This is a genomic window from Hallerella sp. (assembly GCF_022776125.1).
In the GTDB taxonomy this organism is placed as follows: domain Bacteria; phylum Fibrobacterota; class Fibrobacteria; order Fibrobacterales; family Fibrobacteraceae; genus Hallerella; species Hallerella succinigenes.
Genome location: NZ_JALFIA010000076.1, coordinates 1 through 13,224 on the forward strand (window position 1 = coordinate 1; position 13,224 = coordinate 13,224).

Sequence of the window (13,224 nt, forward strand, 5' to 3'; positions counted from 1 at the left end):
GAAGGCCTTGGGCGGCATCCTCCGCTTCGTGTTCCTCACGGGCATCAGCAAGTTCAGCCAGCTCTCGATTTTCAGCGAACTCAACAATTTGAAGGTCATCACGATGAACGATGACTACGCGGCCATCTGCGGAATTACGAAGGAAGAAGTGCTGACCCAGATGCAGCCCGAGATCCAGGCCCTCGCAGACAAGAACGGCTTGACCTATGACGGTGCATGCGAGGCGCTAACGCGCCAGTATGACGGCTACCACTTCAGCAAGAACTCGCCGGACGTGTTCAATCCGTTCAGCCTTATCAATTCGCTAAGTGATGGAGAACTTGCCAACTACTGGTTTGCGACCGGTACGCCGACGATTCTGACCAGGCTCATGCGCAAGTACAAGGTGGACCCGACTCCTTTCGATACCGGGTTCGAGGCTACGCAGGACATGTTTGACGCGCCGACGGAGACTGCCAAGAACCCTATCCCGATGCTTTACCAGAGCGGCTACCTGACCATCAAGTCGACAAAAGCCGGCAACCGCTATCTGCTCGGTTTTCCAAATGACGAAGTCCGCCTCGGATTCCTGAAGGCGCTGATGCCCTACTACGCCATGGACGATGTTGTCGATAACGATTCGTTCCTATTGCGCTTTGTCGATGCCTTGGAAGAAAAGGAGATTGAAAAGGCACTGGCGCACATCCGCGCGTTCATGAGCGGCATCCCGTACAATGCGGAACGCAAGGACGAAAACCACTACAAGACGGTGCTGTTCCTGATATTCAAACTGTGTACGCCATACGTCGTGCGTACCGAAGAATGCAGTGCCGCGGGCCGCGCCGATGCCGTTGTCGAGACCGCCGATGCAGTCTATATGTTCGAGTTCAAGTTGGACAAGAATGGCACCGCAGACGATGCGCTGAAACAAATCGATGAAAAGGGGTATTTGATTCCATATTCCGTCACGATGGCCAAGGACGGCTCGCCGAAAAAGTTGTTCAAGATTGGCGTATCGTTCGATGCAGAAAAGCGTACCATCGGCGAATGGAAAGTTGTGGAAGGGTAACCAACAACTATGTGGATTGACTAGGGTTGCGTTTGAATAAGAGTGATTGAAAGAGGCAATTTTATAAAAATTGCCGTTTTGTTCGCTCAATTTAGACGTTTTTGAGTTTATGTGGTTTTTTGTCAGCGCGAGGGATTATAATTGTTCATCATCACCATCGCAAGCGCAACACAGAGCATCACTGACACCCCGACAATCACCTGTTCCCTGTGATTGTAATCGCGCATCACGTACTCAGGCTCCTTTTCTTCCTGCAATTCCTGGCGTGTCGGTTTGACTTCAATCTTTGAAGAATCCACACCGTAAACGGCAGCCGCTTCCGCATCCGACATATTCAACGTATTCACATACATCGAATCGTAAGCATCCATCGCCGCAAAAGAAGAACTCGACGCTAGAAGCATCCAGAACACAACCACAAAAGCCCCTCCGAAAGAGGGCCCTCGGAAAGGGCTTTTGCATAAGCGTTTCAAGGTAAGATTAACCCTGTGCGAGCTTGTCGAGAATCTGGTTCACGATTTTCGGGTTGGCCTTGCCGCCCGAGCACTTCATCACCTGACCGACGAAGAAGCCCTTAAGTGCGACCTTACCCGCCTTGAATTCCGCAAACTGAGCCGCATTCTTTTCGACGACTTCCATCACCGTCTTTTCGATTGCAGCCGTATCGGTAATCTGCACAAGACCCTTTTCCTTCACAATCGTGTCCGGATCCTTACCGGTTTCGAACATGTCGGCAAAGACCTGCTTTGCAATCTTACCGTTGATCGTGCCTTCTTCGATCAAGTTCACCAAACGAGAGAGCTGTTCCGGCACAACCTTGATCGCGTCAAAGCCGCCTTCGAGTTCCTTCACCTCGCGGAGAAGTTCCGTAATGACCCAGTTAGCAAGGATCTTCGGGTTCTTGCAAGTCTTTGCAGCTGCGTCGAACCAGTTGCTAACCTTGATGTCATCGGTCAAAACCTGAGCATCGTATTCGGTGAGCTTAAAGTCGTTGAGGAATCGAGCGTAACGGGCATCCGGGAGTTCCGGAAGTGTACGACGGATTTCTTCCACGAATGCAGGATCGGTCACGAGGCGCACCATATCCGGTTCCGGGAAGTACTTGTAGTCCGGAGCGTCTTCCTTGGAGCGAATGACGGACGTCTTGTCGGCGTTCGGGTCATAGCGCTTGGTGCACTGCTGAACTTCCTTGCCGGCATCGAGGGTCACGGTTTGAAGGAGATATTCCGCCGTGAGAGCCTTTTCGAGGTTCGTGAAGCTGTTCAAATTTTTGATTTCGGCGCGAGTTCCATACGGAGCGTCTTCGCTCGGACGAATAGAAATGTTTCCATCGCAACGGATGTTACCGTTTTCCATGTTGGCGTGAGAAACACCCGTGTATTCGAGAATCTGCTTGATCTTCTTGAAGGTGAGGACGGCTTCTTCCGGACTGCGAATATCCGGTTCCGTCACGATTTCACAAAGCGGAGTACCGCAACGGTTCGCGTCAAAGTGGCTGCCTGTCGGGCTCATGTCGTGCACAAGCTTACCGGCATCTTCTTCCATATGAATTCGCGTAATACCGATGCGACGCACAACGCCGTCGGCACGCTTAATTTCAAGCCAGCCGTTACGGCAAATCGGATGGTCGTAGATCGGAAGTCCACCGGTCTGAGTAATCTGATACCCCTTCGGAAGGTCCGGATAGAAGTAGTTCTTACGAGTCCACATGGCGTTCAGATCAATTTCGCAGTTCAGGGCGAGGCCGAGACGAATAGCGTATTCCACAGCCTTCTTGTTCGGCACAGGCATTGCACCAGGCATACCAAGGCAAACAGGGCAAACATGCTTATTCGGGCTTGTGTTCACTTCGACTTCGCAACCGCAGAACATCTTCGTTTTGGTAGCAAGCTGGCAGTGGATTTCAAGACCGATCACTGGATAATACTTGGACATAGCAAAAACTCCAAAAACTTTGTTTTCGCATAAAATTTAATTAAATCCGAAGCTCGGCAAAACAAGTTTGAAAAAATTTGAAGGAATATTTTAAGCGAATTCGGAAAGTGTCACGACATTCATGTCGGAAACCTCTTTCCACTCTTCGTTTTCCGTAAGTACAAGATCCGCCCCACAGACGTAAGCGGTCGCGAGTTGCAAAGAATCTTCCAGGGAAAGCTTGTACTTGGAACGGAACTCTGCAGAAACCGCGGCGATTTCCGCATCGATTTCCCGCAGCATGAACTGAGAACTCTTGGTAAAGAATTCCTTGAATTCCCGAGCCAAAACCGGCTGCGCCTTTTCGTGTGCCTTAAACGAGATGTTCGCAAGAGTAATCGGCGAAGCGACCATCTGAATTTTTCGCTCGTACACTATGTCTAATATGCGGAGCATGATCGGATAAAATTCAGAACGGAATTCGAGCAAGCGCCGAATCGGTAATTCGCCCAAAAAAAGGACTCTGGAATTTTCTATTCGAATCATAAACAAAATTTAACAATTCTCTATTTTTTTTGTTATAATTTTAATGAAAACTATTGGATAAGGAGATGATCATGAACAAAGTTCTATTTGCATCAATTGCAATGGCAACTGCCCTGTTCGCACAGCCTGCCGATTCTGCAAAGGTAGCCCAGGCCGCTGCACCCACCGATACAGCCAAGGTCGCAGAAGCCCCGGCCGCTGCACCCGCTGATACAGCCAATGCGGCTCCTGCTCTGGACATGTCCATGGCTTCTCCCAAGTCTATTTCAGCTCCGAAAAAAGCTCAGAAAAAACCGCTTTTCAAGGCTGGCGAATTTGTCTTTGATATCGACGCAAGCTTCGAAATCCAGGCAAGCAAGGTTCTCTGGACAAGCGAAGACGACGACAACGGCGATAACTTCGAAGAATGGTGGGGCCGCGCCAACCTCGGCATGGAAACCCATTCCGATGACTTCAACGGTCGTATCTTGCTCTATATGTATCCGGGCGACTTGATAGACAACCAGTATCACGCCCATCACACCGCTGACGGCGATACTTCGGATTCTTATGAATACCGCGATCTCTTTGAAATCCACGAAGCATGGGCTGAACAGCACACCAAATACGCCTCTATCAAGCTCGGTCGTTGGGAATTCACGCAGAAGAACGGCGACTACTTCGGTAACTACGTCGATGGCTACTACAACGGCTTCAAGTCTGGAGCTTCGAGCGAAAACGCTTTGCAGTTCACGCTCACCCCAACGGAAACAATGACGATGAGCGTCGCTTTCATCAGCACGACTCCGAACCTCAACACGGGTGACCTTCGTTTGATGTTCAACTTCCATGACCTCAGCGGCATTGAATTCCTGAACCTCGACCTCGGCTACCGTACAAATGTCTTCGACCTCATCCATGACAATGACGTTGACGTCCGTCACACAATCGCTCTCCAGGGCAAGACCCCGATTGTCGATAACATCGCTTACTTCTTCCTCGAAGGCGCTTTGATGGGGCTCGATGCAGAAGAAACCTATACCGATCGTTTCGGCAAGAAACGCACCCGCACAATCGACATGGTCGCTCCGATTACCGGCGGTCTTCTCTTCACTCCGGGTGACTACCGCATCATTCTCGAAGCAGAATACATTCACGACCGCGCAGAAACCAAATACGCGGATACGGACAAGAAGCATGTGAAGGATGTTCTCGGTGCATTCTACATCGAAAAGCCGCTCACCAAGCGCTTCACCCTTTCCTTCGGTGCTCATAGCTACGGTTCTTCCCGTGACTATCAGTTCAGTGGCAACTTGATCGGGCGAATCAACTAATCCTTTTTCGACAGTTCGAATTGAAGCGCCTCCATTCGGAGGCGCTTTTTTGTTATCTTTGCGCATATGAAGAACTTTTACGTTACTACCCCGATTTACTACGTTAACGACGCGCCGCATATCGGTCACTCCTATACAACCGTTCTTGCAGACATTCTCACCCGATTTCACAAGATTCTGGGATATCAGACCTACTTCTTGACCGGTACCGATGAACACGGTCAAAAAGTACAGCGTGCCGCCGAAAAGCGTGGCGTCACCCCGCAGGAACACGTGGACGAATACTACCACCGTTTTGAAGACCTGTGGAAAAAGATGGATATCGGCAACGACTTCTTTATCCGCACGACCATGCCGGAACACAAAGCTTACGTGCAAGAATGCCTCCAGAAGCTCTGGGACAAGGGCGAAATTTATTCCAAGGAATACGAAGGCTGGTACTCCGTCGGCGAAGAACGTTTCTTTACCGAAGACGAACTTGACGAAAACAAGTGCGACCCGATCAGCCACCGCCCGGTGGAATGGCTCAAGGAAAAGAACTACTTCTTTAAGATGGGTTCCTATCAGCAGAAGCTGATTGACTTCCTCGAAAGCCACAAAGATTGGATCGTTCCAGATTACCGCTGGAACGAAATCCGCGGCTTCTTGAAACAGCCTCTGAACGATCTTTGCATTAGCCGTCCAAAGGCTCGCCTCAGCTGGGGCATTCCACTTCCGTTCGATACAGACTATGTGACCTATGTCTGGTTCGACGCCTTGTTAAACTATGTAAGCGCCTCGACCGCCTTCCACAAGACTTATGCGGACGGCACTCCGATTTGGCCGGCCACTTACCACCTAATCGGCAAGGACATTTTGACGACCCACTGCGTCTATTGGCCGACAATGCTCATGGCACTTGACATTCCGCTTCCGGAACACGTTCTTGCCCACGGTTGGTGGCTCGTGAACGGCGGCGAAAAGATGAGCAAGTCCGCAGGCAACGTCGTGAATCCGATGGATTACATGGAAAAATACGGTATCGACGCGTTCCGCTACTTCCTCGCCCGTGAAATGGTCGTAGGACAGGATGCAAACTTCACGCACGAAGGCTTTGTCCGTCGCATCAACAGCGACCTCGCCAACGACCTCGGCAACGTGCTGAACCGCGTGCACCGCCTGGTGCTCAATAACTTCGAAGGCAAGCTCCCGAAGGCAGCGCAGATCGGCGAAGCCGAAAAGGAAGTCATCGATCTCGCCGGTAAGGTGATTGCCGAAATCAAGGAAGGCCTTCCAAAGGCTCGACTTTCGCAGTCGATCGAAACCATTATGCAGCTCGTGCGCAGCATCAACCGTTATCTCGAAGTCAAGGCTCCATGGAAGCTCGCGAAGGACGAATCCAAAAAGGACGAACTCGCCACGGTTCTTTACATTTCCGCAGAAGCCGTGCGTCTTTCTCTTTGCCTCCTCTGGCCGGTCATTCCGTCCAAGGCAGAAGAAGGTCTTGCCATGCTCGGTTCCAAGTTCCAGAGCGCAGAAGATCTTTCCTGGGGCGTTCTCCAGAGCGGCGAAACCTTCGGCGAAGGCAAGCCTCTCTTCCCGCGTATCGAAGAAGAAAAGAAGCAGGAACAGGCAAAGCCGGTACAGAAGCCGAAGCAGAACAAGCCTCTCACCGCAGAAGAGGTGCCTGCTGAAATGGACATTCGCGCAGCCAAAATCATCGACGTGCAGAACCATCCGGACGCAGATTCCCTCTACGTTCTTCAGGTCGATGCCGGCGAAGGCGAACCGCGCACCATTTGCTCGGGCCTTCGTGCAAGTTACAAGGCAGAAGAACTCAAGGACCGCATGATCGTCCTCTTTGCAAACCTGAAACCGGCTCCGCTCCGCGGCATCATGAGCAACGGTATGCTCTTTGCCGGCGACACCGACGAAGAGCACGTCTGCGTGCTCATCGCTCCGCCAGAAGATGCAAAGCCGGGTGACCGCGCCACCTTCCACGGAATCGCTCCGGCAACCGACGGTCGTATTCTCAAAGTAAAGGACTTCGAAAAGATTTCTCTCGAAGTACGCGGCAAAGTTGTATTCTGTGGCGAAAACGCTCTCGAAATCGGCGACAAGCCGGTGACCTGTGACGTTCTCGACGGCAAGAAGGTTCACTAAAGCCCATGTACTCGATTCAAAAATTTTCCGCGCTAGCGCCAAAGACAAAAGCCAAGCGCTTCGCGGAACTTTTGCGAATTCTCATTCTTCAGCTCGGCAACGACATGGCCCAGATTCGTAACGAATATGAGCATTATGCCGAATGGGAAAACTTCCCCGCTTCCAAACGCTTGAACGGAAAAAATCAAGCCGAGCTAATTGATCTTTATAAAGACTTCCGCACCGAGGCGGGTCTCGGCTTTGAACGCGATGTCTACCTAGAAAACGAACCAGGCGACCGTTCTGAAGCGGTCATGCAGACGCTCCCCTACGCCGTGCTTGCGCACAATCTACGCAGCGGATTTAACATCGGATCGGTCTTCCGCACCTCGGACTGTTTTGGTCTTGAAGCGGTACACCTTTCCGGTTACACGCCAGACATTGACCATGCGATGCTCAAGAGCGCAGCCCGTGGCACAGAACGCTGGATTCCGCACAAACGCTGGGAAACTCCGTTCGACTGCATCCAGGCGCATTTAGCAAACGGCTACAGCATTATCGCGCTTGAAACCGGCGAGGGATCCGTTCCCATTTCTACCGTGGAATGGCCGAAAAAAGGCCTGATCATTCTCGGCAACGAAGAACTCGGTATCGCCCCGGATTTGCTTGAAAAATGTTCCCTCAAAGTGGAAATTCCGATGGCGGGTCGAAAGGCGAGCATGAACGTAGCAGGCGCCTTCGCCGTTCTCTCTTACGCGATCCGCACCGGGTACAAGTTTTAACTTTTTTATAGTTTTAAAATCAAAAAGTTCCCCGCTTTGCGAGGAACTTTTTTACAAACATTCCGTTTGAAAGAAAAGCTTAGAGGCGCTTCAACACAGCCTGAGCGTGGTGATAGAAACCTTCCGTCGTCGCCATTTCGGCAATCGCCTTTCCGTGCTTCTGAATCGCCTTCTGCGAATAGTGGATGACGCTCATGCGCTTCACAAAATCATAGACGCCAAGCGGGCTCGAGAAGCGAGCCGTCCCGTTCGTCGGAAGCACGTGGTCCGGACCTGCGAAGTAATCACCGACCGGTTCGCTCGACCACGGGCCAATGAACACAGCGCCGGCGTTCAGAATGCTCTTCGAAAGTTCTTCCGCTTCGCATGTCATGATTTCCAAGTGTTCCGGAGCGATGCGGTTTGCAATCGCAACACCGTCGAACCAGTTGTCCACTACGAGAATACGACCAAAGTGATCGAGAACCTTTTCCAGGAGTTCGCGCTTCGGAGAATTTTCCACCTGTTCATCGACGCAAGCAGAAATCATCTTCGCCGTATCCATGTTGTCGGTAATGCAGATAGCAGCTTCAAAGCCTGAACCGTGTTCAGCCTGGCTCATCAAGTCTGCAGCCACAAAGTCCGGATCCGCCGTCTTATCTGCCATCACGAGAATTTCAGACGGACCGGCGATCATGTCGATATCCACTGTACCGAAGACTTCCTTCTTTGCGATGGCGGCAAAGACGTTACCCGGGCCCACGATCTTGTCGACCGGTTCAATTCCCTTTGCGCCGTAAGCGAGGAGCGCCACAGCCTGAGCTCCGCCGATGTGATAAACTTCCGTAATGCCGAGTTCGCGCAGAACGAATGCGACAGACGGATGGATACCGTCCTTCGCCGGAGTCGTCACCACGACTTCATCAACACCCGCCACCAGAGCCGGCACCGCATTCATAATGACCGTACTCGGATACACGGCAGCACCACCCGGCACATAAAGACCCACGCGGTGCATCGGACGAATACGCTGGCCGAGGACTTCACCGTCCTTGCCCTTGAAAGAGAATCCGTTCAGGTCCTTGAGTTCATGCTTGTGGAATTCCATCGCATTCTTAATCGCCTGGCGAAGACCCTTGGCGAGAGTTTCCGGAACCTTGTCCGCAAGCTTTTCGATCGTCTTTTCGCTCACCGCGAGAGATTTGCCCTTGAGACCGTCGAACTTCTGAGCGTATTCGACCGCCTTCGAAAGACCGCCCTTGCGAACATCTTCCAGAATCTGCTTGACCTTTTGGTGAATTTCTTCCGTCGGTGCGACACCGCGTGCGCAGATGCGTTCGACTTCCTTCGACTTCTGCTTGACTTTAATGATTTTCATAATCTAGTGTCCGTTTTTTTGTTCTTTATAAATCTTGTAGGTGAGACCGTCTATCAAGGCGAACCAAGACGCCTCGATGATGTTCGAAGAAACGCCTGCCACATGCCAGGTATCCGTTTCGTCGCCGAAGGTAGACCACACTCGCACGTGCGCATCGGAACCGACATTCGATCCAAGGACGCGCACCTTGAAGTCGTCCAAACGAACGTTCTTCATGTACGGGAAGTACGGGGTCAAGGCCTTGCGCAGTGCCGCATCAAGAGCGTTCACCGGGCCATCGCCTTCTGCTACCTGTAGACTGATTTCATCGTTGATATGAAGCTTGACCGTCGCTTGGGAAACGCTCACGCCCTGCATGGTACGGTCTTCAATCAAACGGTAATTTTCAAGCGAGAACGGCGTCGTAAAGTGACCTAGTGTTCTGTACACGAGCATTTCAAAGCTCGCTTCCGCACTGTCAAAATGCCAACCGTCGTTTTCACGTTTTTTGATCAAAAGCAAAAGTTCACGGATCTTCGGGTCTTTCTTGTCCACGTCCACATGGAGCAGTTCCTTGACCTTTTCCACGACCAGAGAGCCACCCGCCTGATCGCTTGCAACGAACACACGCTTGTTGCCCACGAGCTGCGGGTCCACGTGCTCAAAGCTGCGGGAGACCTTCATCACGCCATCGATGTGAGCGCCACCCTTATGTGCAAAAGCGGCATCCCCGACGTACGGAGCGTTGACATTGCTCGGGATGTTTACAATCTGATCGTAAGCAAGACTCACCTTGCGCAGATCCTGCAAGTTCTTTGCGCAGAACGGATCCTTTTTCAGCTTCAGGACAAGATCCGCGCAGATCGTCGTCAAGTTCGCATTACCGCAGCGTTCGCCGTAGCCGTTCAAAACACCCTGCACCATCGTGATGCCGTTCTGAACCGCGATGAGAGAATTCGCCACCGCCATTCCGCTGTCGTTATGCGCATGAATGCCGAGCGGAGTCGAAACCTTTTCCTTTACCGCCTGGATGATTTGTGCAAGTTCCCACGGCATCGTTCCGCCGTTCGTATCGCAAAGCACAATGAAATCAGCACCGCCGAGTTCCGCCGACTTTAATGTATCGAGCGCATATTGCGGATTCGCCTTGTAACCGTCAAAGAAATGTTCCGCATCATAAATGACGGATTCTGAATTTTCCTTGAGGTAGCGAACCGAGGACTCGATCATGTCGAGATTTTCTTCGAGGGTCGTGCGAATGACATCGGTCACATGCAAATCCCAGCTCTTGCCAAAAATCGTTTTGACAGGCGCTTGGCTTGCGACCAAAGCCTTTAACAGCGGATCGTCTTCCGGAAGAATATTCGGACGCCGCGTGCTACCGAAAGCGGTAACCTTCGCATGGGTCAGATGCATTTCTCCAATATGCTTGAAGAACTCCACATCGATGGGATTGCTGGGATTGGGCCAGCCCCCTTCAATGTAGTCAAAGCCGAAAGAGTCTAGCAGCTTGGCTGCCTGCAACTTGTCTCCTAAGGAAAGGGAAATCTTGCGGTCCTGATTGCCATCGCGCAAAGTGGTATCATAGAGAAAAACGTCTGCCATAATGGTCCAAATTTAATAAAACATCCAGCCCGCTTTTAGGGTTTAGCGAGCAACCATGCCCTTACGGACATCTTCTGACTTATCCTTGCCTTCGAGAAGCGCAAGCAGTTGCAATCCGAACTCTTCTGCAGAACCCGGACCGCGGCTTGTCACCAGTTTACCGTCCACCACGACGCGGTCCTGAGAATAGCTCTTGCAATAGGAACGGATATCCGGTTCCGTCGAAGGATAACTCGTCACACGTTTGTCGTGCAAAACACCCGCCGCGGCAAGAACAATCGGAGCCGCACAAATTGCCGTCACCCACTTGCCTGCGCCCATAAAGCTTCGAACCGTTTCCTGCACCGCCTGGGAGTTTCGCAGATTTTCCACGCCACGGCCGCCGCCCGGCAAAAAGATTCCCGAATAAAGGGATGGGTCAAGTTCCGAAAGAAGGGCGTCCGCCCTGATCGTCAAACCATGAGCGCCTTCCACAAATGGATCGGTGTGAATGCTCGCAAGGGAAACCTTTACCCCTCCGCGAATCAAAATATCATACGGAACCACGCATTCCGTTTCTTCAAAACCATCTGCCAACAGAAATAAGATATGATTCGACATAAAAAATCTCCTTAGGTTACCTTTAGAATATAACCAAATTAGAGAGATTTTTTGCGATATAAGAAGAATTTCAACGATTTGGCTGGATTCTTAAAACTTCGCCCGCTTTGACTTTCGTGGACTTTTTCTTATTCCACTCGACAATCTGTTCAATGGTCACGCCGTATGTACGGGAAATATCCCACAGGGATTCTCCCGATTGGACCGTATGTTTAATGAAATTCCCTTCGGACTTCTTTTCCACAGGCTTTGCTATCGCCTTTTCGACAGGCTTTTCCACAGGCTTTTCGACGTAAAGGACCTGACCCGCACGAATGGCGGAACCATCGACGCCGTTCCACTTTTGAAGTTGCGAAACGGAAACGCCGAACTTGCGAGCGATCGAGCCGAGGTTATCGCCCGGCTTTACCTTATACGTGCGCACCGAGGATTTTTTTGAAGATTGCGACGAGTTTGTTTGTGTGGAATTCTTGGAGGAATTCGAATTATAGGCGCTGGACGGCAACGGAATCATGAGCGTTTGACCGCAGCGGATGCGCGTATTCTTCAAATGATTCGCAGACTGGATATCCTTCACAGAAACACCATACTTTCGGCTGATCTTGCCCAAATTTTCGCCAGACATCACCTTGTGATACTGCCAGCGCGACCAGGACTTTTTATCCATTTTTTCGTAAGCGACAAGGAAGGAATCCCGCGTCCCTTCCGGGATGCGCATCACGTAGCCGCTTTCCTTCGGTGGCGTGCACCAACGATTCAGTTCCAAGTTTAGTTCCTGAATCGTCTTGGTATCGACTCCAGCCGCTTTCGCCACCTGATCAAGCGGCATAAATTCCACGACAGTCACCGTATCGAATGCAACGGGTTCACGCTTTTCCACATCCATACCGTAATGTTCCGGATAATGTCCGATCGTCATCGCGGCAAGAATACGCGGCACGTAATGCATCGTTTCTTTCGGAAGATTCAAGTCCCAATAGGTGATCGTCTTCGTCGAATCCCAAAGCGTATCTTCTTTGAGTTCGCGGATTCGACGACGCACGCAACCTTCGCCGCAGTTGTAAGCAGCCATCGCCATTAGCCAGTCACCAAATTCATCATGCAAACGTTTTAAATAACGCATGGCGGCAACCGTCGAAAGTTCCGGATTACGGCGCATGTCCATCCAAAAATCTTGATACAGCCCGTAACGCTTTCCCGTAGACGGTATAAACTGCCAAAGCCCCGCCGCCTTGGCACGGCTATAAGCCTTGATCTTGTAACCGGATTCCACAAGCGAAAGGAAAATCAAATCGCGCGGCATTCCCATGGAATCGATCTTTGCGTAAATCATTTCTTCAAATGCGGTCTTTCGAGAAAGAGAAGCTTCCGTAAAATCATGTGCACGCGTCGACATGTACTGAATTTCCTGCATCACGCGTTCGTTGAATTCAATCGGGAGCGTAAACTCGGCACGATTCAACGTATCGAGGAAACTTTCGATTTCTTCGCGTTCCGCACTGTCGAGGGGCGGTTCGTCCAAATTTTCAAGACCCGCATCATCAAACTCATAGCGCACATAGACAGAAGCGTCCTCGCCCATGGCCAGGATCTGGGGGTAAACCTCGTCCAACGCCGCGATCAACTTATGCGGCATATCCCGACGGTACAAAGAATCCTGCGGCCGCGCCTGAATCGAATAGACGGGGTCGTAGTTTTCTTCCACTAATTTTTTTAAGGCTAAATCCAGATGATGTCGAGCGACAAGCCAGTCCTCATCTTCCATCGCCTGCAAGGCAAACTGATACTGTTGCCAAGACTCCCGCAACTCTTCTTCGGGAGACACCCAATCGCTCATCGCGCGGGATACAAAAGATTCCTCAGCTTCGGGAGTATAGACTTCCTGTCTGCTTCCTGCACAGGAAGTGAATATACAAACGAAAGCCGAGGCGATTATGAAAAAAACGCCCCTCTCCAGGG

General features: G+C 51.3%; 11 protein-coding genes. 4 read left to right on the plus strand and 7 right to left on the minus strand.

Going from position 1 to position 13,224, the window contains the following annotated elements; genetic code table 11:
• Window positions 1–1,048: PD-(D/E)XK nuclease domain-containing ATP-binding protein (locus MR847_RS08785; protein WP_287723551.1), on the plus strand; the 1,048-nt coding region annotated here is incomplete at its 5' end.
• 122 nt (window positions 1,049–1,170) lie between these two features.
• Here the strand turns inward: MR847_RS08785 and MR847_RS08790 are convergent.
• The 3 genes from MR847_RS08790 to MR847_RS08800 form a co-directional block, all read right to left on the minus strand.
• The gene (locus MR847_RS08790) at window positions 1,171–1,452 is read right to left on the minus strand and encodes a hypothetical protein (RefSeq protein ID WP_100426397.1); all 282 of its coding nucleotides are present in this window, start codon (window positions 1,450–1,452) and stop codon (window positions 1,171–1,173) included.
• Between the two features lie 76 nt (window positions 1,453–1,528).
• Window positions 1,529–2,983 carry an Asp-tRNA(Asn)/Glu-tRNA(Gln) amidotransferase subunit GatB gene (gene gatB / locus MR847_RS08795; RefSeq protein ID WP_277001437.1) on the minus strand — a complete coding sequence of 485 codons (1,455 nt, stop codon included), beginning with the start codon at window positions 2,981–2,983 and terminating at the stop codon, window positions 1,529–1,531.
• A 90-nt stretch (window positions 2,984–3,073) separates the two neighbouring features.
• On the minus strand, window positions 3,074–3,508 hold the full coding sequence (locus MR847_RS08800) for a type II toxin-antitoxin system VapC family toxin (protein ID WP_287723552.1): 435 nt from the start codon (window positions 3,506–3,508) through the stop codon (window positions 3,074–3,076).
• Window positions 3,509–3,579: 71 nt separating this feature from the next.
• On the opposite strand from MR847_RS08800, the gene MR847_RS08805 reads away from it, so the two are divergent.
• The 3 genes from MR847_RS08805 (at window position 3,580) to MR847_RS08815 (ending at window position 7,724) form a co-directional block, all read left to right on the plus strand.
• Window positions 3,580–4,821, plus strand: coding sequence for a hypothetical protein (locus MR847_RS08805; protein WP_287723553.1), 1,242 nt, complete (start codon window positions 3,580–3,582; stop codon window positions 4,819–4,821).
• A gap of 66 nt (window positions 4,822–4,887) precedes the next feature.
• Window positions 4,888–6,963 (plus strand): methionine--tRNA ligase, encoded by a 2,076-nt coding sequence (gene metG, locus MR847_RS08810; protein ID WP_100426393.1) that lies wholly within the window; start codon window positions 4,888–4,890, stop codon window positions 6,961–6,963.
• 5 nt (window positions 6,964–6,968) lie between these two features.
• Entirely contained in the window at window positions 6,969–7,724 is a 756-nt protein-coding gene (locus tag MR847_RS08815; RefSeq protein WP_100426392.1) for a TrmH family RNA methyltransferase, read from the plus strand.
• A 79-nt stretch (window positions 7,725–7,803) separates the two neighbouring features.
• On the opposite strand, the gene hisD is transcribed toward MR847_RS08815, so the two are convergent.
• The 4 genes from hisD to MR847_RS08835 form a co-directional block, all read right to left on the minus strand.
• A complete protein-coding gene (hisD, locus tag MR847_RS08820) occupies window positions 7,804–9,081 on the minus strand; it encodes a histidinol dehydrogenase (RefSeq protein ID WP_106519703.1) in 1,278 nt (425 codons plus the stop codon).
• A 3-nt stretch (window positions 9,082–9,084) separates the two neighbouring features.
• Window positions 9,085–10,665, minus strand: a complete 1,581-nt coding sequence (gene cimA / locus MR847_RS08825; RefSeq protein WP_100426390.1) for a citramalate synthase — start codon at window positions 10,663–10,665, stop codon at window positions 9,085–9,087.
• A 42-nt stretch (window positions 10,666–10,707) separates the two neighbouring features.
• Window positions 10,708–11,265 (minus strand): DJ-1 family glyoxalase III, encoded by a 558-nt coding sequence (locus tag MR847_RS08830; protein ID WP_277001456.1) that lies wholly within the window; start codon window positions 11,263–11,265, stop codon window positions 10,708–10,710.
• Between the two features lie 70 nt (window positions 11,266–11,335).
• Window positions 11,336–13,090 (minus strand): lytic transglycosylase, encoded by a 1,755-nt coding sequence (locus tag MR847_RS08835; RefSeq protein ID WP_287723554.1) that lies wholly within the window; start codon window positions 13,088–13,090, stop codon window positions 11,336–11,338.
• Window positions 13,091–13,224: the final 134 nt, after the last annotated feature.